General features: G+C 64.7%; 19 protein-coding genes. 8 read left to right on the forward strand and 11 right to left on the reverse strand.

What is annotated here, in order from left to right; genetic code table 11:
- Positions 1–37 precede the first annotated feature (37 nt).
- The 3 genes from Q9316_RS05725 to Q9316_RS05735 form a co-directional block, all read right to left on the reverse strand.
- On the reverse strand, positions 38–1,330 hold the full coding sequence (locus Q9316_RS05725) for an Hsp70 family protein (protein ID WP_306034267.1): 1,293 nt from the start codon (positions 1,328–1,330) through the stop codon (positions 38–40).
- A 145-nt stretch (positions 1,331–1,475) separates the two neighbouring features.
- Positions 1,476–2,264 (reverse strand): SDR family oxidoreductase, encoded by a 789-nt coding sequence (locus tag Q9316_RS05730; RefSeq protein ID WP_306034268.1) that lies wholly within the window; start codon positions 2,262–2,264, stop codon positions 1,476–1,478.
- A 22-nt stretch (positions 2,265–2,286) separates the two neighbouring features.
- Positions 2,287–3,690 carry an FAD-binding oxidoreductase gene (locus Q9316_RS05735; RefSeq protein WP_306034269.1) on the reverse strand — a complete coding sequence of 468 codons (1,404 nt, stop codon included), beginning with the start codon at positions 3,688–3,690 and terminating at the stop codon, positions 2,287–2,289.
- Between the two features lie 260 nt (positions 3,691–3,950).
- Here Q9316_RS05735 and Q9316_RS05740 point away from each other — a divergent pair, with 260 nt between their 5' ends.
- The 4 genes from Q9316_RS05740 to Q9316_RS05755 all read left to right on the forward strand — a co-directional run bounded on the left by Q9316_RS05740 (position 3,951) and on the right by Q9316_RS05755 (position 8,881).
- Complete coding sequence (locus Q9316_RS05740) at positions 3,951–5,615, forward strand: electron transfer flavoprotein-ubiquinone oxidoreductase (protein ID WP_306034270.1); 1,665 nt, start codon at positions 3,951–3,953, stop codon at positions 5,613–5,615.
- 228 nt (positions 5,616–5,843) lie between these two features.
- The gene (locus Q9316_RS05745; RefSeq protein ID WP_306034271.1) at positions 5,844–6,473 is read left to right on the forward strand and encodes a L,D-transpeptidase; all 630 of its coding nucleotides are present in this window, start codon (positions 5,844–5,846) and stop codon (positions 6,471–6,473) included.
- Between the two features lie 356 nt (positions 6,474–6,829).
- Positions 6,830–7,828, forward strand: a complete 999-nt coding sequence (locus tag Q9316_RS05750) for an ABC transporter substrate-binding protein (protein ID WP_306034272.1) — start codon at positions 6,830–6,832, stop codon at positions 7,826–7,828.
- A gap of 165 nt (positions 7,829–7,993) precedes the next feature.
- A complete protein-coding gene (locus tag Q9316_RS05755; RefSeq protein ID WP_306034273.1) occupies positions 7,994–8,881 on the forward strand; it encodes an ABC transporter permease in 888 nt (295 codons plus the stop codon).
- A gap of 65 nt (positions 8,882–8,946) precedes the next feature.
- On the opposite strand, the gene Q9316_RS05760 is transcribed toward Q9316_RS05755, so the two are convergent.
- Complete coding sequence (locus tag Q9316_RS05760) at positions 8,947–9,855, reverse strand: DMT family transporter (protein WP_306034274.1); 909 nt, start codon at positions 9,853–9,855, stop codon at positions 8,947–8,949.
- 139 nt (positions 9,856–9,994) lie between these two features.
- Here Q9316_RS05760 and Q9316_RS05765 point away from each other — a divergent pair, with 139 nt between their 5' ends.
- Positions 9,995–10,465 (forward strand): Lrp/AsnC family transcriptional regulator, encoded by a 471-nt coding sequence (locus Q9316_RS05765; RefSeq protein ID WP_306034275.1) that lies wholly within the window; start codon positions 9,995–9,997, stop codon positions 10,463–10,465.
- Between the two features lie 71 nt (positions 10,466–10,536).
- Here the strand turns inward: Q9316_RS05765 and Q9316_RS05770 are convergent, their stop codons facing one another.
- Positions 10,537–11,550: a zinc-binding alcohol dehydrogenase family protein gene (locus Q9316_RS05770; protein WP_306034276.1), complete on the reverse strand. Its 1,014-nt coding sequence runs from the start codon at positions 11,548–11,550 to the stop codon at positions 10,537–10,539.
- A gap of 101 nt (positions 11,551–11,651) precedes the next feature.
- On the opposite strand from Q9316_RS05770, the gene Q9316_RS05775 reads away from it, so the two are divergent.
- Positions 11,652–12,056, forward strand: a complete 405-nt coding sequence (locus Q9316_RS05775) for a winged helix-turn-helix transcriptional regulator (RefSeq protein ID WP_306034277.1) — start codon at positions 11,652–11,654, stop codon at positions 12,054–12,056.
- 19 nt (positions 12,057–12,075) lie between these two features.
- Here the strand turns inward: Q9316_RS05775 and Q9316_RS05780 are convergent, their stop codons facing one another.
- Complete coding sequence (locus Q9316_RS05780; protein WP_306034278.1) at positions 12,076–13,314, reverse strand: MFS transporter; 1,239 nt, start codon at positions 13,312–13,314, stop codon at positions 12,076–12,078.
- A 343-nt stretch (positions 13,315–13,657) separates the two neighbouring features.
- Here Q9316_RS05780 and Q9316_RS05785 point away from each other — a divergent pair, with 343 nt between their 5' ends.
- Positions 13,658–14,596 (forward strand): diacylglycerol/lipid kinase family protein, encoded by a 939-nt coding sequence (locus Q9316_RS05785; protein WP_306034279.1) that lies wholly within the window; start codon positions 13,658–13,660, stop codon positions 14,594–14,596.
- 5 nt (positions 14,597–14,601) lie between these two features.
- Here the strand turns inward: Q9316_RS05785 and Q9316_RS05790 are convergent, their stop codons facing one another.
- The gene (locus Q9316_RS05790; RefSeq protein ID WP_306034280.1) at positions 14,602–15,972 is read right to left on the reverse strand and encodes a glutamine synthetase family protein; all 1,371 of its coding nucleotides are present in this window, start codon (positions 15,970–15,972) and stop codon (positions 14,602–14,604) included.
- Between the two features lie 147 nt (positions 15,973–16,119).
- Between Q9316_RS05790 and Q9316_RS05795 the strand changes: the two genes are divergently transcribed.
- On the forward strand, positions 16,120–17,493 hold the full coding sequence (locus Q9316_RS05795) for an aspartate aminotransferase family protein (protein ID WP_306034281.1): 1,374 nt from the start codon (positions 16,120–16,122) through the stop codon (positions 17,491–17,493).
- Between the two features lie 6 nt (positions 17,494–17,499).
- On the opposite strand, the gene vapC is transcribed toward Q9316_RS05795, so the two are convergent.
- From vapC to Q9316_RS05815, 4 genes are read right to left on the reverse strand one after another with little or no spacing between them, the layout of a single operon-like run.
- Complete coding sequence (vapC, locus tag Q9316_RS05800; RefSeq protein ID WP_306034282.1) at positions 17,500–17,889, reverse strand: type II toxin-antitoxin system VapC family toxin; 390 nt, start codon at positions 17,887–17,889, stop codon at positions 17,500–17,502.
- Complete coding sequence (locus tag Q9316_RS05805) at positions 17,886–18,116, reverse strand: type II toxin-antitoxin system VapB family antitoxin (RefSeq protein WP_306034283.1); 231 nt, start codon at positions 18,114–18,116, stop codon at positions 17,886–17,888. The genes vapC and Q9316_RS05805 overlap by 4 nt, the downstream gene beginning before the upstream one ends.
- Before the next feature lie 60 nt (positions 18,117–18,176).
- On the reverse strand, positions 18,177–19,679 hold the full coding sequence (locus tag Q9316_RS05810) for an AMP nucleosidase (RefSeq protein WP_306034284.1): 1,503 nt from the start codon (positions 19,677–19,679) through the stop codon (positions 18,177–18,179).
- A gap of 60 nt (positions 19,680–19,739) precedes the next feature.
- Positions 19,740–20,060, reverse strand: coding sequence for a YnfA family protein (locus tag Q9316_RS05815; RefSeq protein ID WP_306034285.1), 321 nt, complete (start codon positions 20,058–20,060; stop codon positions 19,740–19,742).
- Between the last annotated feature and the right edge of the window lie 18 nt (positions 20,061–20,078).

The following is a 20,078-nucleotide window of genomic DNA, read 5'->3' on the forward strand; positions in this document are numbered from 1 at the left end:
CCTTAGCGAAGCGGGCTTGCAGAGGAAAGCGCCGCGCTCACGCCGTCCACGTCGCGACGTCGTCGCTTTCGCCGATGAGGGCAAGACCGTGCGCGATCGACAGCAATTCGCCGCCGCTCTCGATCTTCCCGGCATCGAAGCGATTGGTGAAGATGCGGCGAACCGCCGGCACGAAGGAGGTGCCGCCGGTCAGGAACACCTTGTCGATCGCATCAGGCGCCGTACCGGTCTTTTCCAGCACCTCGTCGAGCGCCCCTTCGATGCGGGCGAGGTCCGGCGCGATCCATTGCTCGAAATCGGCGCGCTTCACCGTCTTGCGCCCGGCGGCGCCGAGCGGCGCGAAGTTGAACTCCGCCTCGTCGGACGCCGACAGGGCCATCTTGGTGGCCGAGATCGCCTGGTAGAGCGGATAGCCCTCGTCGTGCTCGACGAGGTCGATGAAGAGTTCCAGCTTCTCCGGCGCGACCGCCGAGCGGACCAGCGACTTGAGGTCGGCGAATTCGCGCGTCGTCTTGAAGATCGACAGCTGGTTCCAGCGCGCGAAATTGGCGTAGTAGCCGCTCGGCACCTCCAGCAGCTTGTCGAAGCTCTTGAAATAGGTGCCCTTGCCGATCTCCGGGGCGACGAGGTGCTCGATCATGCGCGAATCGAAATGGTCACCGGCGATGCCGACGCCCGAATGGCCGATCGGCGTCGCGGACAGCCGGCCCGCCTTTCGCTCGAAACGGATGAGCGAATAGTCCGTCGTACCGCCGCCGAAATCGGCGACGAGAACGGTGGCGTCGCTCTTCAGCGTCTGCGCGAAATAGTAGGCCGCCGCCACCGGCTCGTAGACATAGTGGATTTCCGGGAAGCCGAGACGGGTCAGCGCCGCATTGTACCGCTCGAGCGCCAGCGCCGGATCGGGGCTGGCGCCGGCGAACTGCACCGGCCGGCCGGCGATGATCCGCGCGGTCTCCGCCGGCCATGCCTCCCCGGCATAGGCCTTCAGCCGCCGCAGGAAGATTTCCATCAGGTCGTCGAAGGCGTGCCGGCGGGCGAAGATCAGCGTGCCCTGGAAGAGCGCGCTGGCCGCAAAGGTCTTGATCGACTGCAAGAAGCGGCAATCGCCGGGATTGTCGATGAACTGGCGGATCGCCGCCTGTCCGGCCTCGACCTTCAGCGCCTGCGCGCCGACGACCGGATCCTTCATGAAGGAGAGCGCGGTGCGCATCGTGTCGGTGGTGCCGGCGCTGCTGTCGAAGGTCATGGACCGCGTTTCGCTGCCGCCCGTCGCCAGTGCCAGAACCGTGTTCGTCGTGCCGAAATCCAGCCCTAGTGCCCGTGCCATCGCCGTGCCCCTGTCATCGTCAGAATGTGTTGAACCGGAGCGAGAAGGCTCCGCGCGCGAAAGGGCGCATGAAGCGCGCCCGCGAGAATTTGAGAGCGCGCCAGATGGCACAGGCGATGGAGATTGGCAAGGGGAAGGGCGGTCCTCAGACCGAGTGTGCGGCCCCGCCGTCACAACGCACGAGGCTGCCGGTGACGTAGCTTGCCGGCGCGCTGCACAGGAAGGCGGCGGTGGCGGCGAATTCCTCGACGGTGCCGTAGCGGCGGGCGGGAATGGCCTTTTCCGAGGCGGCGCGCACGTCCTCGATGCTCTTGCCGCTGCGCTCGGCAGCGGCCGCGTCGAGGCTTTTCAGCCGGTCGGTCATGATGCTGCCGGGCAGCAGCATGTTGGAAGTGATGCCGTATTCGGCGACTTCCGTCGCCAGCGTCTTCGACCAGCCGGCCAGCGCCGGGCGCAGCGTGTTGGAGAGCGCAAGGCCGTGGATCGGCTCGATCACGCCGGAGGAGGCGACGGTGAGGATGCGGCCCCAGCGCTGTTCCTTCATGCCGGGCAGCAGCCGGTTGGTGAGTGTGATGATCCTGAGCACCATGGAATGGAAATAGGTGGCGAGCTTTTCCGCGCTCATGTCCTCGGTGGAGCCTGGCGTCGGCCCACCGGAATTGTTGACGAGTATGTCGACCCCGCCCAGCTTCTCCTGGACCGCCGCCACGATGCTTTCCACGAAGGCCTCCTCGCCGAGGTCCGCCTGTACCCAGTCGGCGCGGCCGGCACCTTCCGCATTGATGGCGTCGCAATTGGCCTTCAGCACGTCCACGCTGCGCCCGCACAGGAGCACATGCGCGCCCTCGCGGGCGAGCGCCACGGCGATACCCTTGCCGAGGCCGCGGGAGGAGGCGAGGACGAGGGCGCGCTTGCCGGTGATGCCGAGATCCATGATGAAATCCTTGACTGTGGGCTCAATCGGCCCGGAAGGGCACCTTGCCCGGATTGAACAGGTTTTCGGGGTCGAAGGCGGCCTTGATCGCCTGCGCGACGGCGCGGCGGGCCGGATTGCCATAGGTGAGATAGGCGCGGCGTTTCTCCGTGCCAACCCCGTGCTCGGCGGAGAAGCTGCCGCCGGATTCGGCGATGCCCGTATAGACCGCATCCTCGATCGGCTCCTTCAGGGCCGCGGCGTTCGCGCTCTTGCCGATGACGGAAATATGCAGGTTGCCGTCCGCGACATGGCCGTAGACATAGGCATCGAAACCCGGATCCACTGTCTTCAACCGTGCCGTCAGGCCTGCGGCATAGTCGTCGAGGGCGCCGGGCGGCAGGGAAACGTCGTAGGAGGGGGCGGCCGGGTGGAGGCGGTAGATGAAATCGCTCTCTTCGCGAAGGGCCCAGAACCGGCGGGCCTGGTCGAGCGAGGCGGCAACGATGCCGCTCGTCAGCCCGTGCCGTTCCCAGAGGTCGGCAAGGCCCGCTTCCAGCGCGTCGCGCGCCTCCGCTTCGCTGGCGGCGGAGACCTCCATCAGGAGGACGGCTGCCGTCTCGTCCTCCAGCCAGTCGAGGTCGAAGCGGCGTTCCCCGGCGCTGTCGCGGAAATAGCGCGCCCACATCAGTTCGGCGCCTTCGAGCTGGAGGGCGGGCAGGGCACGGAAATGCGCGATGAGGGCGAGGGCAGAGGCGGCGTCCCTGACGCCGACCAGCGCGGTGGCGCGCATCGGATTGAAGCTGTCGAGCTTCAGCACGGCTCGCGTGACGAAGCCGTAGGCGCCTTCCGAGCCGATGAGGAGCTGCTTGATATCGGGTCCGGCGCTGACCTTGAGGACGCGCGTCAGGTCGCTGAAGAGGCTCCCGTCCGGCATCACGGCCTCGATGCCGAGCACCTGGTGGCGCATCACGCCGTTGCGGAAGGCGAGGATGCCGCCGGCATTGGTGGCGATCATGCCGCCGATCGTCGCGCTGCCGCGGGCGGCAAGGTCGATGCCGGGGGTAAGGCCGAAACCGGCTGCCGCCTCCTGCAAGGCCTGCAGCGTCACGCCGGCGCCGAGGGTGACGGTACGGGCGAGGGGGTCGATCGCCTCGATACGGTCCAGCCGCGCCGTGGAGAGAATCAGCTCGCCCGGCCGGCTGATGCCGCCGCCGACAAGGCCGGTGCGACCGCCCTGCGGCACGACCGGCACGCCGTTCGCGGCACACCAGCGCACCACGGCGGCGGCGGCCTCCGGCGTCGCGGGCACCGCCATGGCGCCCGCGCCGAAATTCCCGGGATGCTCGCCGGCGTGCCGGTCGGCAAGTTTTTCGCTTCCGATAAGGTGAAGGTCCTCGCCGAAATCGTTCAAGTCGCGCTGGAGCGATCGGATAATCTCGGACATGGTAACGACCCTCACCGGTGGCTGGCTGAAAAATGCCTAGTCCCGTGAGGAAACGGAATCAAGCGAGCTGGTAGCGGCGCGTGCGACAATCGGTTGACGTTTACGTTAAAGTAAATAAACTTTCGGTCCTATCATGACGTCATGCGCAATGCAGGGAAACTCTGTCGCAGAACGGCTCGACAAGGTTTCCCGTATTTGCCATGACAGGCCGACCGAGGGAATTTCCGCGACTTTTGAGGGGTTGCGGGGTGGAGATAAGAATGAGCGAAGAAATGGAACTCCCCGAACGCGAGAGCATGGAATTCGACGTGGTGATCGTCGGCGCGGGGCCTGCGGGTCTGTCCGCCGCGATCCGGCTGAAGCAGGTCAATCCTGATCTCACCGTCGTCGTGCTCGAAAAGGGCTCGGAAGTCGGCGCGCATATCCTCTCGGGCGCGGTCGTCGATCCCATCGGCATCGACCGCCTGCTGCCCGACTGGCGCGAGGACGACAGCCATCCCTTCAAGACCGAGGTCAAGGACGACCACTTCCTGCTGCTCGGCCCGGCGGGCTCCGTGCGCCTGCCGAACTTCGCCATGCCGCCGCTGATGAACAACCACGGCAACTACATCGTCTCGCTCGGCAATGTCTGTCGCTGGCTGGCGACGAAGGCGGAGGAACTCGGCGTCGAGATCTATCCCGGCTTTGCCGCGACCGAAGTGCTCTACAATGACGAGGGCGCGGTCATCGGCGTCGCCACCGGCGACATGGGCATCGAGCGGAGCGGCGAGCCCGGCCCGAACTATACCCGCGGCATGGCGCTGCTCGGCAAGTACACGCTGATCTCCGAAGGCGTGCGCGGTTCGCTCGCCAAGCAGCTGATCGCGAAGTTCGACCTCCAGAAGGATCGCGAGCCCCAGAAGTTCGGCATCGGCCTCAAGGAGCTCTGGCAGGTGAAGCCTGAGAACCACAAGCCCGGCCTCGTGCAGCACTCCTTCGGCTGGCCGCTCGGCATGAAGACCGGCGGCGGTTCGTTCCTGTACCATCTGGAAGACAACCTCGTCGCCGTCGGCTTCGTGGTGCATCTCAATTACAAGAACCCCTATCTCTATCCCTTCGAGGAGTTCCAGCGTTTCAAGACGCATCCGGCGATCCGGGGCACCTTCGAAGGCGGCAAACGGCTTTCCTACGGCGCGCGCGCGATCACGGAGGGCGGCTACCAGTCGGTGCCGAAGCTGTCCTTCCCCGGCGGCGCGCTGATCGGCTGCTCGGCCGGCTTCGTCAACGTGCCGCGCATCAAGGGCAGCCACAATGCGGTGCTGTCGGGCATGCTCGCCGCCGAGAAGCTGGCGGATGCGATCGCCCACGGCCGCGCCAACGATGAGCCGATCGAGATCGAACAGGGCTGGCGCGACAGCGCCATCGGCTCGGACCTGAAAAAGGTGCGCAACGTCAAGCCGCTGTGGTCGAAGTTCGGCACGGCCATCGGCGTCGCCCTCGGCGGCCTCGACATGTGGACGAACACGCTGCTCGGCTTCTCCTTCTTCGGCACACTGAAGCATGGCAAGACGGATGCGCAGAGCCTGGAGCCGGCGGCAAAACACAGCAAGATCGACTATCCGAAGCCCGATGGCGTCTTGACCTTCGACCGTCTCTCCTCGGTGTTCCTGTCGAACACCAACCACGAGGAGGACCAGCCGATCCACCTTCAACTAAAGAACCCGGAGCTGCAGAAGACCTCGGAACTCGACGTCTATGCCGGTCCGTCGACGCGCTACTGTCCCGCCGGCGTCTATGAGTGGGTGGAGAAGGACGGCAAGGACGTCTTCGTCATCAACGCGCAGAACTGCGTGCACTGCAAGACCTGCGACATCAAGGACCCCAACCAGAACATCAACTGGGTGCCGCCACAAGGGGGCGAAGGGCCGGTCTATCCGAACATGTAGTGTTCGGGGAGGCCGGGCCGCACGGACTCCCGCAGGAAAGAGCGCGGCGAAGGGGCCGGTCTATCCGAACATGTAAGTCGCTATTACCGTAAGAAGGCCGCTTTCTGCGGCCTTTTTCTTGCCACGCATCTTAACATCACCTGCAACCGCAGCGCGCTCCTTAACCCTCGATTAACCATAACCGCATAATTCTCAGCCCCGAGGACAGATATTCAAGGGGCTTTAACCATGTCGATTTCCCGCCGCGGATTCCTGCTCGGCGCATCTGCACTGCTCGCGGGCTGCGCGACGAACGGCACCAGCGACCGCGCCAACTACGGCGACCGCATGGACGAGAAGCACCCCCTGAAGGCGATGCCGCTCGACAAGATCAAGCCGGAGCTGCGCCGCCAGGAAGTCGCCTACGAGACCGGTCATGACGCGGGCACCATCGTCGTCGATACGCCGGCGCGCCGGCTCTATTACGTGCTCGGGGGCGGGCGGGCGATGCGCTACGGCATCGGCGTCGGCCGGCAGGGCTATTCGCTGGCCGGCAACGCCTATATCGGCCGCAAGGCCGAATGGCCGAGCTGGACGCCGACGCCGAACATGATCCGCCGCGATCCGAAGAAGAACCTGAAATATGCAGGCGGCGTGCCCGGCGGCATCAACAACCCGCTCGGCGCCCGCGCCATCTACCTCTACCAGAACGGCAACGACACGATGTTCCGCATCCACGGCACCAACCAGCCGTGGTCGATCGGCGAGGCCATGTCGAGCGGCTGCGTGCGCATGCTCAACCACGACGTCATCGACCTCTACGCACGCGTGGAGGCGGGCGGGCGCGTGCACGTCATCCAGGGACGGCGCGAGGCCTGACCCCGCACAGCTTCTACACCATGTCGTAACGAGGCAAGGCCGGCGGATGCCGGCCTTTCTCGTTTTCCGGTTTGAAAAAGCTGAATTGTATCATACCATTGCCGGCGTGATCTGCGGCCTGGACAAAGTCGGGACGTTCCCGCGGATTTGATGGTTCCATGACGCATTGGGATCAATGGCAGACGCATTCGTACCGGCATTCGACCCGGCAGCTGCAAAAGTCGAGGATGCGGTATCGCGGAATCCACGGGGCCTTGCGCCTCTTCGGGACGGACCGCGCAAGATCACGAGTCCGGTGGCGGCGGTGCAGCGGGCTCGAACGGCATAACGACACCGCCGCAAATGAGGGAACGGATATGAAACATCTTCTTGCTTCCACCTGCCTCGTCGCCGGCCTCATGGCCATGACGGGTGCGGCCCGCGCCGAATGCGGCGACCTGACCATCGCCAGCATGAACTGGCAGAGCGCCGAGGTTCTCGCCGCGCTCGACAAGTTCATCCTGACCGAGGGCTACGGCTGCAACGCCGAGGTCATCGTCGGCGACACTGTTCCGACCATCACCTCGATGATCGAGAAGGGCGAGCCGGACCTCGCACCGGAAGGCTGGGTCGATCTCCTGCCCGACGTCGTCAATCGCGGCATCGAGGAAGGCAAGCTGATCGGCGCGGCCGTGGCGCTGTCCGACGCTGCCGTCCAGGGCTGGTGGATCCCGAAATACATCGCCGACGCCAATCCCGAGATCAAGACGATCGACGACGCGCTGAAGCACCCGGAACTGTTCCCCGATCCGGAAGACAAGTCGAAGGGCGCCGTGCACAACGGCCCGCAGGGTTGGGGCGGCACGGTCGTGACCAGCCAGCTCTACAAGGCCTATGGCGGCGAGGCGGCGAACTTCACGCTGGTCGATACCGGCTCTGCCGCCGGCCTCGACGGCTCGATCGCCAAGGCCTACGAGCGCAAGGAAGGCTGGGTCGGCTACTACTGGGCCCCGACGGCGCTGCTCGGCAAGTACGAGATGGTGAAGCTGGAGCACGGCGTGCCCTATGACGCGGCCGAGTGGAAGCGCTGCAACACGGTTGCCGATTGCCCGGATCCGAAGAAGAACGACTGGCCGAAGGACAAGGTCCAGACGCTGGTGACCAAGGCCTTCTCCGAACGCGCCGGCGAGGATGTCATGGGCTACCTCAACAAGCGCGCCTGGTCGAACGACACGGTCAACAAGCTGATGGCCTGGATGACCGACAACCAGGCGAGCGGTGACGATGGCGCCAAGCACTTCCTGGAGGAGAACGAAGCCCTCTGGAAGGAATGGGTCTCGCCGGAAGCCGCCGAAAAGATCAAGGCAGCCCTCTGACCGCCTGATCGAGAAGGGGTGGCGCGTCTGTTCCGGCGCGCCGCCCTTCGCTTTCGTTTTAGCGCATGTCGTTGGCGCAAATCGATGCGCGTGTCCCGGCGGCATGCATCAGGGTTGGCTCAAATAATCCGGCGCAAGACCGGACGGAGCCGGAAGGGGATCGATATGGAATGGTTCACGAAATTTCCGACGATGGACGCGAATTCTTTGCGCGACCTGAAGAAGACGATCGACGAAGGATTTCGCACCTTCACCCGCGCCTATGGCGACGGCATCGAATCCGTCTTCGAGCCGCTGCAGCATTTTCTCATCTGGTCCGAGCGTTTCATGACGCGCACGCCCTGGCCGATCATCCTCCTGCTGATCGCGCTCGTCGCCTGGTTCGCCAGCCGTAACTGGAAGATCGTCGCCGGCAGCATCGCCACCCTTCTCGTCATCGGTTACCTCGACATGTGGGACGATACGATGAAGACGGTCTCGATGATCTTCGTCTGTACGGTGCTGTCCATCGTCATCGGCATACCGATGGGCATTCTCATGGCGCGGTCCGACCGGGTGCAGAACGTGATCAATCCCGTGCTCGACGTCATGCAGACCATGCCGAGTTTCGTCTACCTGATCCCGGTCGTCATGCTGCTCGGCATCGGTAAGGTTCCCGGCCTCATCGCGGTGGTCATCTACGCCATTCCGCCGATGATCCGCCTCACCAATCTCGGCATCCGCCTCGTCGACAAGGACGTGCTGGAAGCCGCCGACGCCTTCGGGTCTTCGAGCTGGCAGAAGCTGAAGAACGTGCAGATGCCGCTGGCGCTTCCCACCATCATGGCCGGCATCAACCAGACGATCATGATGGCGCTCGCCATGGTCGTCATCGCCTCGATGATCGGCGTGCAGGGCCTCGGCCAGCCGGTGCTGAAGGCGATCTCGAACCAGTATTTCACGCTCGGCATCTTCAACGGGCTTGCCATCGTCGGCATCGCGATCATCTTCGACCGCGTCAGCCAGGCCTTCGGCAAGCGCCTGCAGAAGCACCGCGAGATCATCCACGGTTGATCGAAAGCGCGACGACGCTAAAGGGCGCCCCGGTGAAAACCGCGGGCGCCCTTTGTCTTTAGGGATCAGTGTTTCGGCGAGAAGATGCCGGTGGAGAGCGCGACGCCGCCGCCGACGACGAGCGCGGCGACGATTTCCGCCGGCCCGAAGCTTTCGCCGAGGAAGAATGCACCGCCGAGCGTCGCCAGAACCGGCGTGATGGCGGTGAAGGCCGCGGCCTGGCTGCTGCCGAGCGCCCTGATCGCCGTGCCGTAGGCGAAGGTGGCGACGAGGCCGGAAAGGATGCCCTGGCTGGTGACCTGGAGCGCAAGGTCGGGCAGGGAGGCTTCGGCAAGGTGCGTGCCGAAGAGCGCGGCCAGCACGAGATGGATCAGGAACGACCAGACGGCGATGATGGCGGCGCCTTCGAGGGCGGAGAGCCCCGAGCGGCGGAAGGCGTGGGTGAAGCCGGCCCAGAGAATGGCGCCGACAGGCAGCAGCACGAAGCCGGTTGCCGTCATGCCGCTCTTGAACATGCTGGCGGCCAGCAGGATCGCGACGCCGGCAACGATGGCGCCAAGGCCGGCAAGGCGCATGCGATCCGGCCGCTCGCCGAACAGCGCGATGCCGATGACGGCGGTCGCCAGCGGCAGCGAGCCGCCGAGCAGGATGCCGCCGGGCGCGGCCGGCGTGACGTGCAGCGCGGCGGCCGTCACCTGGAAGAACACCGCCCCGGCGCCCGCCACCATGACGACGACAAGCTTGACCGGCACGCCCTTGGGCAGAAGCCCGGTGCGCAGCCAGATCGGCGCCAGCAGGATGGCCGGTACGCCATAGCGGATAAGGCCGATATCGATGGTGCCGAGCGGGGTTGCAGCCGTGTGGCGCGTCGCCAGCACCCAAAGCGCCCAGATCAGCACGGTGACCACCGCGCCCGCATAGCCGGCGATGAGCGGATTGGATTTTTCTTCGGAGGAGAGCGAGATCATGGCCATGGCGACATCCTTTCTGGGTGCGGCGCAATTCATGGCCGTAATTTAGCGCCGGATGACCTGGCATGTCCTTGCGAGTTGTGCCTAAAATGACATACTCTGCGCATGATCATGCCAATCAGGTCGTAGAAAGTTTTCGAATATGCCAAACCTTGATAAATTCGATATCGCCATCCTGAAGGTGCTGCAGGAGGATGCGCGCGCGACCAATGTGGAGATCGCCGAGCGGGTGAACCTTTCGCCGTCGCCCTGCCTGCGCCGTATCCGCAATCTTGAGAAATCCGGCGTGCTGCGCGGCTACCGCGCCGATATCGATCGCAAGGAAGTCGGCCTTGGTCTGACCGTCTTCGTGGAAATCAAGGTGGGGCACCACAGCCGGGAAAATGCGATGGCGCAGCAGGAGGCGCTGCTCGCCGTGCCGGAGGTCGTCTCGTGTTTCCTGATCTCCGGCAATGCGGATTTCCTGGCGGAAGTGGTGGTGGAGGATCTGGCCGGCTATGAAAAGCTGCTGACGGAAACCCTGCTGACCATGCCCGGCGTCACCGATATCCGATCCAACTTCGCGATCCGCAGCATCAAGACCGGCGGCCCGCTGAAACTGCCGACGTTGTAGCGAAGACTCCCACCGCAACCCACCGGCCGTTTCGCCGGCGGGCTGAGGTGGCTCGTCAGGAGGGCAGCGGGTCAGAACCCTTCGAGCACCAGCTTGCCGCGCGTGCGCCCGCTCTCGTCCATCGCATGGGCCTTCCGCAGGTTCGCGGCATCGATCGTGCCGACCGTCTCGGCGAGCGTCGTGCGGATGCTGCCCGCATCCACGAGGCGCGAGACCTCGTTCAACAGCCGGTGCTGCTCGATCATGTCGGGCGTCTGGAAGAGCGACCGGGTGAACATCAGCTCCCAGTGGGTCGAGACGGCCTTGCGCTTGAAGGGCATGACGTCGAGCGTCGTCGGATCGTCGATCAGCCCGAATCGGCCCTGCGGCGCGATGGCCTCGACGATGGCGCCGAAATGGTCCTGCGTGTTGGTCGTCGAGAAGACGAAGGCCGGCGCGCCGATGCCGAGCGCGGCGACCTCGCCGGCCAGCGGCCTGCTGTGATCGACGACATGGTGTGCGCCGAGGCTCTTCACCCATTCTGCCGTCTCCGGCCGCGAGGCGGTCGCGATGACGGTAAGCTTGGTCAGGCTGCGGGCGAGCTGCACCGCGATGGAGCCGACGCCGCCCGCGCCGCCGATGATGAGGATGGCATTGGCCGCGCCCGGCACGCTGTCGCGCACTTTCAGCCGGTCGAACAGCATTTCCCAGGCGGTGATCGCCGTCAGCGGCAGCGCGGCCGCGGCGGCGAAATCGAGCGAGGCGGGCTTGCGGCCGACGATGCGTTCGTCGACCAGATGGAATTCGGAATTGGTGCCGGGGCGGTCGATGGCGCCGGCGTAGAACACCGCATCGCCCTCCTTGAACAGGGTGGCCTCCGGCCCGGCCGCCTTCACGATCCCGGCCGCGTCGAAGCCGAGCACCCGCCAGCCGCCATCGGCCGGCGCAGCGTTGCGGCGCAGCTTCGTATCGACCGGGTTGACGGAAACGGCCCTGATTTCGACCAGCAGGTCGCGGCCTTTCGGCTCGGGCGTCGGCAGCTCGATATCGACGAGGGCGGTGTCAGAGGTGATGGCCTGCGGGGTCTGGTAGGCGATGGCGCGCATCGGGATCTCCTTTCGCGTTGAATGGAGACTAGATGAAGGGTAGCGTCATGTTACGCAAGAATGCACAAATAGTGTTCATAGTATCGAAAAGGATACCGTCTATGTCCCGCCCGCGCGCCAAGCTCACCAGCAATTTCCCGGGCTGCCCGGTCGAATCGACGCTCTCCTTCCTCGATGGCAAATGGAAGGGCGTGATCCTGTTTCACCTGATGGACGGCAAGCTGCGCTTCAATGAACTGCGCCGCAAGCTGCCGAGCATTACGCAGCGCATGCTGACCAAGCAGCTACGCGAGCTGGAGGAGGTGGGCATTCTCTCGCGCACGGTGTTTCCCGTCGTTCCGCCCCGCGTCGATTACGAACTGACGGCTGCCGGCCATAGCCTGGAGCCCGTCGTCCGCGCGCTTGCGGCCTGGGGCGCCAGGAACGTCGTCTGCGAAGACGGCCAAAACCGCATCCGCCTTGCCGATGAAACGAAAACGGCGTCCCCCGGAAGGGACGCCGCCTGATCTCCTGAATTTCCGGCCGTTATTCCGCCGGGCAGACGGGCGTTTCCGCGCGGTCCATCTTTTCCAGCGTCAGGGAGAGAAGGAAGACGCCGAAGCCGACGACGGCCGTCGCCGCACCGACGAAGCCCATCGAACCGTAGCCATAACCCGCGCTGATCGCCATGCCGCCGAAGAGGGCGCCGAGCGCGTTGGCGACGTTGAAGGCCGAGTGGTTGAGCGCGGCGGCAAGCGTCTGCGCATTGCCGGCAACGTCCATCAGGCGCGTCTGGAGCGCCGGGCCGACGACGAAGCTGCAGCCGATCAGGAAACAGCAGAGGCCGAGCAGGACGGGATTGTTCGCCGTCAGCGACAGGCTGACCAGCACGAAGAAGTAAAGCACCAGCGACCAGCCGATCGTGCGCATCAGCGAGAGGTCTGCGAGCTTGGCGCCGAAGATGTTGCCGATGATCATGCCGAAGCCGAAGATCGCCATGAACACCGGCACCATGCCGACATTGAGGCCGGCGACCTCCGTGACGATAGGCGAAATGTAGGTGAAGACGGCGAACATGCCGCAGAAGCCGGTCGCGGCGATGCCGAGCGTCAGCCAAACCTGCTTGCGCTTGAGGGCGGAAAGCTCGGTCAGGGCATTGATGCCCTTCGGCGCCTTGTCGCGCGGCAGGAAGATGGCGATCAGCCCAACCGTCAGGAGCCCCGTGATGCCGACGGCGACGAACATGTACTGCCAGTCGAGCAACTGGCCGAAGAACGCGGCGAGCGGCGTGCCGATCAGCGTGGCGACCGTGAGGCCGAGCATGACCTTGCCGACCGCCTGCGTGCGCTTGTTGACCGGGACCATCGAGGCGGCAACCAGGGCGGCGACGCCGAAATAGGCGCCGTGCGGCAGGCCCGAGAGGAAGCGGAAGAGCATGAAGCTCTCGAAGGTCGGCGCGACGGCGCTGGCAAGGTTGCCGAGCGCGAAAAGTCCCATCAGCACCAGAAGCAGGTCGCGGCGGCGGTAGCGCGCGCCAATGACGGCGATGATCGGTGCCCCCACCACGACGCCGAACGCATAGGCGCTGATGACGTAGCCGGCCTGGGCGGTCGTCACGCCGAAGGTGGTCGCGACATCCGGCAAGAGGCCCATGATGGCGAATTCGCCGGTGCCGATGCCGAAGCTGCCGACGGCGAGCGCCAGGATGATCAGGGTGACGGTGAGCGCTGCAAGCGGCGGCTGCCCGGAGGAGAGGGCGGCGTTGGACAGGGGATGTTCGGACACGGGGTGGCTCCGCAAGAGGTGGCCCACGCGCGAAAAACCAGCGACGGACCCGGCACGGGCGGCCACTCCTCCTGGCTGCTGATGCGGTATGGTCCGGCCGGAATGGCCACGATGGGGAAAATACGACGCGGCCGGCCGGCGCACTCCCGACGCAGGCGACCGGGCGGCAATATAGCAGAGTGGCGGGCGCTGCCTACTCCGATTTTTCACCTCACCCGAATTTGCCCCGCTCACGATTTATTGCGCCCTGTTGCGCGCGCGCCTGTGAATTGCCGCTTTCTCGACTATCTAATGGATCGATAGCCACCTTCAGGCGTTCCCGACCGTCACGCGGAGTATGTGAATGCGAGTTCAGGCGATTTTCAACAGGGACGGGGGGACGTTCCGCACCACCGACATGGATGCCTATGCCCGCCATGCGGAAGAGGTATTCTCGAAAGCGGGGCACCACCTCGATTGCGATATCGTAGAAGGAGCCGATATCGAGATGGCGCTGCGCCGCTGCGCGGATCGCACGGATCTCGACGCGATGCTCGCGGGTGGCGGCGACGGCACGGTCTCGGCTGCGGCCGGCCTTGCCTGGCAGAGCAAGATGCCGCTCGGCATCGTGCCGGCGGGCACGATGAACCTTTTCGCCCGCTCGCTGAACATTCCGCTCGATATCTGGCAGGCGATCGACGCGCTGGCGGACGGCGACATCGCCGCCGCCGATATCGGCACGGCGGATGACCGCGCCTTCGTGCACCAGTTTTCCGCGGGCCTTCATGCCCGCATGGTGCGCCTGCGCAACGCGATGACTTATCGCTCGCGCGTCGGCAAGATCGCGGCCAACACCCGCGCCGCCTTCGGCGTCATCCTCGATCCGCCGGAATTCGAGGTGGAGTTCAACGTGGATGGCGTCGAGGAGCACCGCAAGGTCTCCGCCATCAACGTCTCGAACAACCGCTTCGGCGAGAATGGCCTTCTCTATGCCGACGACCTCACGGGCGGCCATCTCGGCTTCTATACGACCAAGCCCCTGAAGCCGGCCGGCGTCGCGAAGCTCGCCTTCGACATCCTGCGCGGCAAGCTGCGCGAGAATGCCGACGTCACGGAAATGACCGGCACGGCCGTGGACCTGCATTTCCCGCGCGTCGACCGGGCGATCAACTGCGTGATCGACGGCGAATTGCTGCCGATGGACCGCGACGTGTCGATCCGGCTGCATCCGGGCGAATTGAAGGTGATCGTGCCGAAGGTGCAGGCAAAGAACATGGCGACGGCCGAACCGGCTGCCGCCTGAGCCGGTTAGATACGCGGCAGGTAGGTCTGGTAGTCGAAATCCGAGACCGTGCGCAGATAGGTGATGGCCTCCTTGCGCTTGGTGTCGCCGTAGAGCTTCTGGTACTCCGCGCCGAAGGCATCCTTGATGAAGGGCGATGCGGAAAATTCTTCCACGGCCGTCAGGAAGTCGTGGGTGAGGCGCTTGGCGTCCGGCGCGTCCTTGCCGGGCTCCGTCACCGGGCCGGGATCGAGGTCTTCGTCGAGGCCGAGCAGGATGCCGCCGAGGATCGCGGTCAACAACAGGTACGGATTGACGTCGGCGCCCGCCACACGGTGCTCGACGCGCGCGGCCGGGCCGTCCTTGTCCGGAATGCGGATCGCCGTGCCGCGATGGCCGAAGCCCCAGGTCAGGTCGACCGGGGCGAAGGAGCCCGGCTGGAAGCGGCGGTAGGAATTGGCGAAAGGCGCGAAGACGAGCTGCGCATCGCGCATCGTCTGGAGCATGCCGGCGCAGACCGATTTCAGCTTGGCCGGCTCGCCGCCTTTGGCATCGAGGATGTTCCGGCCGTCCTTGTCGATGACGCTGCAATGGACGTGCAGGCCCGAGCCGGCCTGGTCGGCATAGGGCTTTGCCATGCAGGTGGATTTAAGGCCGAAGCGGCGCGCGGCCTGCTCGGCGATGCGCTTGAGGTAGATGCAATCGTCGGCGGCAGCGAGCGCATCCGGCCGGTGCAGGAGATTGATCTCGAATTGGCCGGGGCCGAATTCCGCCGTCGTGGCATCGGCGGGCAGGTCCATGGCCTTCGCCCAGGCACGCACGGTCTGGAGATAGCCGTCCAGTTCATCCGTCGCGCGCATGTCGTAGAGCTGGAAGCCGTTGGGCGTGTCGCGATACATCAATCCGGCCGGCGGGCGCGGCTTGCCGGTCTCGCGCCAGTCGTCCTCGACCACGTAGAATTCGAGTTCGGTCGCCACGACCGGCGTCAAACCCCTGTCTTCGAAGCGCTTCAGCATGCGCGCGAGGATGGCGCGCGGGTCCATGAAGGAAGCGCTGCCGTCGAATTCGTGCATGGTGGCGAGCACCTGGCGCGAGCCTTCGGGCGCCCAGGGCATGGCGGTCAGCGAGCGGCGGTCGGGAATGCACACCCCATCGGGATCGCCGACGGAAAGGGACAGGCCTGTAATGTCGTCGTTGTCGTCGCCCCAGATGTCGAGCGACTGGGTGGAGGAGGGCAGGCGCACCGAGCCGTCCCAGATTTTCTTCTCGCCTTCGGGCGGAACCTGCTTGCCGCGCAGGTCGCCGTTCATGCCGACGAGGAGGATTTCGATGCGGGCCGGGGCATCGGTGGGGGCATTGGCGGGCGGCGAACCGGCTGCCGTCTTGTGGTTTGTCATGGTGCCTGCTTTGGTTTGGCGGGAGGCCTGGACAAGAAATTTTGCTTTCGCTCGATCTCTTGCCAAATGCCTGTTGTATGGGCATTTTCGTAACCCATTCTGTCCCGCCGTTCAATAAGGCGGGTCTACCCCTGAGGATGTAGTCAAATGTCGAAGACCAGTGCAGCAGCCGTATCCAACCTCGGTGCCCTCGATGCCGCCCATCACCTTCATCCCTTCTCGGACATGAAGAAGCTGAGTGCGACCGGCACGCGCATCATCGAGCGTGGCGAGGGCTCGTACATCTTCGACAATCACGGCAAGCGCTATCTCGACGGCTTCGCCGGCCTCTGGTGCGTCAATATCGGCTATGGCCGCAAGGAGATCGCGGACGCCGTCGTGCGCCAGATGAACGAGCTGCCCTATTACAACACGTTCTTCGGCACCACGACGCCGCCCGCCGTTCTTCTCGCCCAGAAGATCGCCTCCCATGCCGGCCCGAACATCAACCGCGTGTTCTTCACCGGCTCGGGTTCCGAGGCGAACGACACCTGGTTCCGCATGGCCCGCGTCTATTGGGGCGCCATGGGCAAGCCGACCAAGAAGGCGATCATCGCCCGCAAGAACGGCTATCACGGCTCCACCGTCGCCGGAGCCTCGCTCGGCGGCATGAAGTGGATGCACGAGCAGGGCGACCTGCCGATCGCCGGCATCCACCATATCGACCAGCCCTTCTGGTACGCGGAGGGCGGCGATCTCACCTCCGACGAGTTCGGCCTGAAGATGGCGCGCCAGCTCGAGGAGAAGATCGATGAGCTCGGCGAGGACAATGTCGCCGCTTTCGTCGCCGAGCCGATCCAGGGTGCGGGTGGCGTCATCGTTCCGCCGACCACCTACTGGCCGGAAATCGCCCGTATCTGCAAGGCGCGCAACATCCTGCTCGTCTGTGATGAAGTGATCTGCGGCTTCGGCCGCACCGGCCACTGGTTCGGCCACCAGCATTTCGGCGTCGAGCCGGATCTGGCGCCGATCGCCAAGGGCCTTTCCTCCGGTTATCTCCCGATCGGCGGCGTCATGGTTTCCGATCGCGTCGGCAATGTGCTGGTGGAAGAGGTAGGCGATTTCAACCACGGCTTCACCTATTCCGGTCACCCGGTCTGCGCCGCCGCCGCGCTGGAGAACATCCGCATCATCGAGGATGAAAAACTCGTCGAGCGCGTGCACGACGATATCGGCCCCTATCTCGCCGCCGGCCTGAAATCGCTGGAAGACCTGCCGATCGTCGGCGAGGTCCAGCAGGTCGGCCTGATGGCCGCCGTGCAGCTTGCCGAGGACAAGACGACGCGCAAGCGCTTCGAGGACAAGGAAAAGGCCGGCGTCACCGTGCGCAACCATTGCCTGGAAAACGGCCTCGTCCTTCGCGCCACCGGCGACCGCATGCTCTTCTCCCCGCCGCTGGTCATCACTCATGCCGAAGTCGACCAGATGGTCGAGATCACCCGCAAGGGGCTGGAACATGCCTGGAAGGTGATGACGGCCTGATCGGCATCAGGCGACCCGAAGGCCGAGATGTTCGGCCATCGGGTCGAAGTCCCTGTCGGCATGCAGCAGGCTGTAATCGTGCTCGATGCAATAGGTGCCGATGATGAGGTCCACGGTCTTGCGGATGGTTATGCCCTTTGAACGCAGTTTACGATAGTTGCCTGCGGCTTTGACCGCTATCTGCGGAGAGAGCATGGGCACCACCGTGTAGCGCACCAACCCCTTGTGAATGTTTGCCGCATGTCGGTCGTTGTGGGCTCCTCGGAGAATTTCGAGAAGAATGATGTCGCCCATGATGATCTCGGGGCCGTCGGACAAGGCTCTGAGGCGTGTCGTCTCGGGCGTGGAGGCGCCGCGCAGGGCAGCGATCCACACCGAACTATCGGCAATGATCATTGCGCCGCGTCTTTACCGAAATCCTCGGAAGGATCGATATCGGTTCGCATCGCGTCAAGGTCGCCTTCCCATCCCATGCCCCAAAGCTCATCCAAGGCTTGCCGACGATAGCCATTTTCGACGAATTGCCGCAGCGCGAGTTCGACGGTCGCTTTTTTCGTCGCCAAACCTGAAAGCTCCATAGCCTTGGCGATCAAGTCGTCATCGATCTCTATGTTGGTACGCATCTCAGCCTCATGTGTATGGGGTTGATCCATCATACACCAAGACGGGATCGCTCACAAATATTACTGGAACGCCGTCTCGAAGAAGCTCCGCAGCTTGCGCGAATGCAACTTCTCCGTCGGCATGCCCGCCAGCTTTTCCAGCGCCCTTATGCCGATCCGCAGGTGCTGGTTCACCTGGGTACGGTAGAAGGCCGTCGCCATGCCGGGGAGCTTCAGTTCGCCGTGCAGCGGCTTGTCGGAAACGCACAGCAGCGTGCCGTAGGGCACGCGGAAGCGGAAGCCGTTGGCGGCGATGGTGGCCGATTCCATGTCGAGCGCGATGGCGCGCGACTGGGAAAGGCGCTTCACCGGTCCGCGCTGGTCGCGCAGTTCCCAGTTGCGGTTGTCGATGGTGGCGACGGTGCCGGTGCGCATGATGCGCTTGAGGTCGTAGCCTTCGAGGCCCGTTACCTCTTCCACGGCGCTTTCCAGCGCCACCTGCACCTCGGCGAGCGCCGGGATCGGCACCCAGACCGGCAGGTCGTCGTCGAGCACATGGTCCTCGCGCACATAGGCATGTGCCAGCACGTAATCACCGAGCGTCTGGCTGTTGCGAAGGCCGGCGCAATGGCCGAGCATCAGCCAGGCATGCGGACGCAGCACGGCGATGTGGTCGGTGATCGTCTTGGCGTTGGAGGGGCCGACACCGATATTGACGAGCGTGATGCCGCCATGGCCCTTCTTCTTGATGTGGTAGGCCGGCATCTGCGGCAGGCGGCCGGGCGTGATGTTTGGCTCCGGCTTGTCGGCGCCGGCGGGCGTGATGAGATTGCCGGGCTCGACGAAGGCCGTATAGCCGTTGCCGCCCTCCGCCATCTGCTGGCGCGCCCATTCGCAGAACTCGTCCACATAGAACTGGTAGTTCGTGAAGAGCACGAAGTTCTGGAAGTGGTTGGCGCTCGTCGCCGTGTAGTGGCTGAGGCGGGCGAGCGAATAGTCAATCCGCTGCGCGGTGAACGGGCCGAGCGGCGAGGGCTCGCCGGGGCCGGGCTCGTAGGCGCCGTTGGCGATCTCGTCGTCGGTATTGGTCAGGTCGGGCGCGTCGAACAGGTCGCGCAGCGGCAGCTCGATGCCCCCGGCGATTTCCGCCTCGACATAGGCGCCTTCGCCGAAGGCGAAATGCAGCGGAATGGGCGTCGTCGATTCCGAGACGATGACGCGCACACCGTGGTTGCGCATCAAGAGGCCCAGTTGCTCCTTGAGATAGTGCCGGAAGAGTTTCGGGCGGGTGATGGTCGTCGTGTAGACGCCGGGCGAGGCGACGTAGCCATAGGAAAGGCGGGAATCGACATGGCCGAAGCTGGTCGTCTCGATGCTGACCTGCGGATAGCAGGCGCGAAAGCGCGTTTCCGGCGTGCCGGATTTGCCGAGCGACACGAAGGCGTCGGTCAGGAACGTCGTATTGCGTTCGTAAAGCGCTTGAAGGGCATCGACGGCGGCCACCGGATCATCGAAGGACTGGGCCTCGTAGGGTTCCGGCGTGGCGAAGGAAAGGGGTCTCGGCGAGAAGATTCGTTTGCTCATGAATCACTATAGTTGCTGTTATTTGACAAGCAAACGACAAGTTCGGCGTGCCCGCAAGCCTTATCGCGGAGCTGCCAGGATGATGCCCGCGCCGGCGAGCGCCAGCGTCGCGCCGGCGACGTCGAAACGGTCCGGCTGCATCCCTTCGGCGAACCACAGCCAGAGCAGCGAGGCGGCGATATAGACCCCGCCATAGGCCGCATAGGCCCGGCCGGCAAAAGCGCTGTCGACCTGCGTCAGCAGCCAGCCGAAAAGGGCAAGCGAGGCCATGCCGGGAAGAAGCCAGAGAATGGATTTGTCGAGCCGCCACCAGGCCCAGAAGGCAAAGCAGCCGGCGATTTCGGCAAGGGCTGCGAGGGAAAAGACAAGGAGGGACTTCATCCTGTGCTCCGGGCGCTC

This window comes from Shinella zoogloeoides, from assembly GCF_030733845.1.
In the GTDB taxonomy this organism is placed as follows: Bacteria; Pseudomonadota; Alphaproteobacteria; order Rhizobiales; family Rhizobiaceae; genus Shinella; species Shinella zoogloeoides_C.

Excerpts from the sequence above, each read along its gene's own strand:
- Q9316_RS05725 (WP_306034267.1), bottom strand. The coding sequence starts at position 1,330 with ATGGCACGGGCACTAGGGCTGGATTTCGGCACGACGAACACGGTTCTG.
- Q9316_RS05730 (WP_306034268.1), bottom strand. The coding sequence starts at position 2,264 with ATGGATCTCGGCATCACCGGCAAGCGCGCCCTCGTCCTCGCCTCCTCC.
- Q9316_RS05735 (WP_306034269.1), bottom strand. The coding sequence starts at position 3,690 with ATGTCCGAGATTATCCGATCGCTCCAGCGCGACTTGAACGATTTCGGC.
- Q9316_RS05740 (WP_306034270.1), top strand. The coding sequence starts at position 3,951 with ATGAGCGAAGAAATGGAACTCCCCGAACGCGAGAGCATGGAATTCGAC.
- Q9316_RS05745 (WP_306034271.1), top strand. The coding sequence starts at position 5,844 with ATGTCGATTTCCCGCCGCGGATTCCTGCTCGGCGCATCTGCACTGCTC.
- Q9316_RS05750 (WP_306034272.1), top strand. The coding sequence starts at position 6,830 with ATGAAACATCTTCTTGCTTCCACCTGCCTCGTCGCCGGCCTCATGGCC.
- Q9316_RS05755 (WP_306034273.1), top strand. The coding sequence starts at position 7,994 with ATGGAATGGTTCACGAAATTTCCGACGATGGACGCGAATTCTTTGCGC.
- Q9316_RS05760 (WP_306034274.1), bottom strand. The coding sequence starts at position 9,855 with ATGGCCATGATCTCGCTCTCCTCCGAAGAAAAATCCAATCCGCTCATC.
- Q9316_RS05765 (WP_306034275.1), top strand. The coding sequence starts at position 9,995 with ATGCCAAACCTTGATAAATTCGATATCGCCATCCTGAAGGTGCTGCAG.
- Q9316_RS05770 (WP_306034276.1), bottom strand. The coding sequence starts at position 11,550 with ATGCGCGCCATCGCCTACCAGACCCCGCAGGCCATCACCTCTGACACC.
- Q9316_RS05775 (WP_306034277.1), top strand. The coding sequence starts at position 11,652 with ATGTCCCGCCCGCGCGCCAAGCTCACCAGCAATTTCCCGGGCTGCCCG.
- Q9316_RS05785 (WP_306034279.1), top strand. The coding sequence starts at position 13,658 with ATGCGAGTTCAGGCGATTTTCAACAGGGACGGGGGGACGTTCCGCACC.
- Q9316_RS05790 (WP_306034280.1), bottom strand. The coding sequence starts at position 15,972 with ATGACAAACCACAAGACGGCAGCCGGTTCGCCGCCCGCCAATGCCCCC.
- Q9316_RS05795 (WP_306034281.1), top strand. The coding sequence starts at position 16,120 with ATGTCGAAGACCAGTGCAGCAGCCGTATCCAACCTCGGTGCCCTCGAT.
- vapC (WP_306034282.1), bottom strand. The coding sequence starts at position 17,889 with ATGATCATTGCCGATAGTTCGGTGTGGATCGCTGCCCTGCGCGGCGCC.
- Q9316_RS05805 (WP_306034283.1), bottom strand. The coding sequence starts at position 18,116 with ATGCGTACCAACATAGAGATCGATGACGACTTGATCGCCAAGGCTATG.
- Q9316_RS05810 (WP_306034284.1), bottom strand. The coding sequence starts at position 19,679 with ATGAGCAAACGAATCTTCTCGCCGAGACCCCTTTCCTTCGCCACGCCG.
- Q9316_RS05815 (WP_306034285.1), bottom strand. The coding sequence starts at position 20,060 with ATGAAGTCCCTCCTTGTCTTTTCCCTCGCAGCCCTTGCCGAAATCGCC.